This window comes from Acinetobacter sp. YH16051 (assembly GCF_013417135.1).
Classification (GTDB): domain Bacteria; phylum Pseudomonadota; class Gammaproteobacteria; order Pseudomonadales; family Moraxellaceae; genus Acinetobacter; species Acinetobacter towneri.
Window position 1 is genome coordinate 1 of the sequence record NZ_VPEN01000069.1, and the last position, 2,934, is coordinate 2,934.

At 36.9% G+C, this 2,934-nt stretch carries 4 protein-coding genes; 3 read left to right on the plus strand and 1 reads right to left on the minus strand.

Annotated features, from left to right (window positions below; genetic code table 11):
* From FTV41_RS14135 to FTV41_RS14145, 3 genes are all read left to right on the plus strand, one after another.
* A partial coding sequence (locus FTV41_RS14135; protein WP_179996719.1) for an IS3 family transposase occupies window positions 1–818 on the plus strand: 818 nt, incomplete at its 5' end.
* Window positions 819–945: 127 nt separating this feature from the next.
* Window positions 946–1,200: a helix-turn-helix domain-containing protein gene (locus tag FTV41_RS14140; protein WP_081402697.1), complete on the plus strand. Its 255-nt coding sequence runs from the start codon at window positions 946–948 to the stop codon at window positions 1,198–1,200.
* Complete coding sequence (locus tag FTV41_RS14145) at window positions 1,178–2,212, plus strand: restriction endonuclease (RefSeq protein WP_179991619.1); 1,035 nt, start codon at window positions 1,178–1,180, stop codon at window positions 2,210–2,212. The genes FTV41_RS14140 and FTV41_RS14145 overlap by 23 nt, the downstream gene beginning before the upstream one ends.
* Here the strand turns inward: FTV41_RS14145 and FTV41_RS14150 are convergent.
* Window positions 2,205–2,934: TaqI-like C-terminal specificity domain-containing protein (locus FTV41_RS14150; protein WP_257221985.1), on the minus strand; the 730-nt coding region annotated here is incomplete at its 5' end. The genes FTV41_RS14145 and FTV41_RS14150 overlap by 8 nt on opposite strands.

Sequence of the window (2,934 nt, forward strand, 5' to 3'; positions counted from 1 at the left end):
CAAGGGTAAAGCCATCTTGCCGGCGTAAGATGGCACAACAGGCAGTTGCCCAGCATGCCATTAGTATTCGTTTGGCTTGTAAAGCATTTGGCATTAGTGAAACCTGCTACCGCTATCAAGCCAAACTCAGCGATGACAATGCACTCATTGCTGAACAGCTCATTGAACTCACTGAGGAAAATTCCGATTGGGGCTTTGGTTTGTGCTTCTCGTATTTACGGCATGTTGAGAGTTGCTGCTGGAATCACAAGCGGGTTTACCGCATTTACTGTGAGTTGGCACTGAATCTGCGTATTAAACCGAGAAGAAGACTAAAACGGCATGCGCCTGAACCATTGAAGGAACCAATCCGAGAAAATCAGGTTTGGTCATTAGATTTTATGCATGATCAGCTTTCCGATGGTCGCAAGTTTCGATTATTGAATGTGATTGATGATTACCGCCGCGAAGGCCTAGCCATTGACGCAGGGTTCTCATTGCCCACAATCAGGGTTATTCGTACGTTGAATCAATTGCTGGAGTGGAGAGAAAAACCGTTAGTGATCCGATGCGATAATGGTCCCGAATTTATCAGTCACGAATTTGTGCGCTGGGCTACTGAGCACGGTATTCGTATTGAATATATTCAACCGGGTAAGCCACAGCAGAATGCGTATATTGAACGCTATAATCGGACTATACGTTATAGTTGGCTGAGCAAGCATTTATTTGATACTTTGGATGAAGTACAAGATTATGCAACAAACTGGTTGTGGCATTACAACCATGAAAGACCACATCAAGCTAACAAAGGAAAGCCACCTCTAATGGCTGCTTAACCTCTACTTTTAACTTCGGTTATTTATGGGAGGATTACCGACTTATACTCTCTAATGCTACTTATCGTCTGTCGACTTATTGTCATCATATTTTCATTATTTGGACTCAAACAAGTGATTTCCAATAATGTTTCGTAAGCCTAGTCATAAACTACTATTGATTATTTCTAATAATCTAAAAAGTTATAGATCAGCCAATAATCTTTCACAAGAAGAGTTAGCTGAACTTTGTAAATTGCATAGGACATATATAGGAGCTATTGAGAGATGTGAAAAAAATCTTTCTTTAAGTTCCTTAGAGATAATTGCTGAAGCACTTGGAATCACTGTTCCAGAACTATTGATTCCAAGAGACTTTAATGACGCTACTATCAGCAGATGAGTATGTTCGTAATATCCAAAATGCAGGTATTACGATTCATACCCCTATCACTATTGGCCATCCTGAACTATGGATTCCAGATGAAATCCTAGAACAAATTTTAAATGAAAAATTATGTGGTTTTGATGTGAGTGCTTATGCTGTAAAATCAAGATCTAAAGTTGTTAAACAAAAGGTTTGTGAAATTCTAGGATATCCCATCGAAAAAACTTTTCCGAAAGTTCAACCTCGATTTACGGGTCAAAATTTTGATACATATAATCAAAAATCTAGAAATTTACAGATTTGGAATGAAGAGATTTCTGCTGAAAGACGCTATGTTATTATCGGCATTGACACGAATGATATTATTTACAAAGTGAAAGTTATAAATGGTGAAGAACTTTCCATTTTAGATACAACTGGCAAAATCACTACAAAATATCAAGCTAGATTTACTCCTAATGAGTCATTAGAACTTATATCCCCCCTTGATACAGATCAGTTGATAGGTCATTTAGCACCAGATTCGTATAAACCAACTCAATCTCCAATAGGTTTTCCATCATCTAAAGAATTACTTTCTATTAAAGAAGTATTCACTAGGCTCTCTCCACTCATTGGCTTAACTTTTAGTGATCCAGGCATAGTACAGGAACGTAATCGTGGGGCTGGATTACATAAATTAGTTTGCGAAGCTTTAGGATATTCTAGCTACGCTGATGATGGGAAATTCCCCGATATTAAAAATCAGTTATTGGAAGTCAAGCTTCAGACTTCTCCAACTATCGATTTAGGGCTAGTTTGTCCTGACAGTTTGGATAATTTAGGCTTCCCAGTAGATTCAACTTTAGTGCGTCATTGTGATACTAGATATGCGGTGTTTTACGGAACGACTAATGGGAGTCTAGTTACACTGACTCATCTAGTTGTTACTACTGGCGAGAGCTTCTTCAACAGATTTACTCAGTTTCAAGGTAAAGTAGTAAATGGGAAAATCCAATTACCACTCCCAGCAAACTTTTTTAATTAACACCAAACGCTTTAAAGACAAGTTCATCTAGCTTGTCTTTAAGCTTTGAACTTTCTTTCTGATCTAACAAGTTATAAATCATCTTTGATAACTTAATTAATTCTTGAGAGTTCTGTAATTCAGGATCAGGAATAGGAAATTCTTCAACATATTGCTTCATGAACCTTCTTTTTCCTGAATATAGCTTATTGTTAAATTTATAGTCATAAAACTGCTCAATAAACCTAGAGTTAGCAACTGCTAAACATAACCATAATAATTCATTATCTTTACTATCGTCTGGTGTAATCCAATAGCATTCACCATTAACTATATTGCCTTCTAGATCTATCCAAAATTTTGGTTTTTCAGAGATATCTGGAAAAACAATCTTTGGCTTACACCACAGACTTGGATTTTGTGGAACCCACAATTCATACCAATTTCTACCCGCTTTTATCAGATATTCCCTACTACTTAATTGCTCTTTGTACACTTCTAAATATTGTTTAGTAGCTGGATACTGATCTATATCTACGGCTTTTTTCTTTCCATTTTCACTTGTATGTGGATAAATAATTTCTTTAGGCTTATTCGGTCTGATAGCCTTAAACTGTTGCGCACATTCGCTAGTCAACAAATATTTGATTAATTCAGGTTTAGGATCAAACGAATCCCAATCGTCACGTATAAATACCTTATCTGCTGTAGACTTAACACCTACTCGAATTGGACCAATGTCT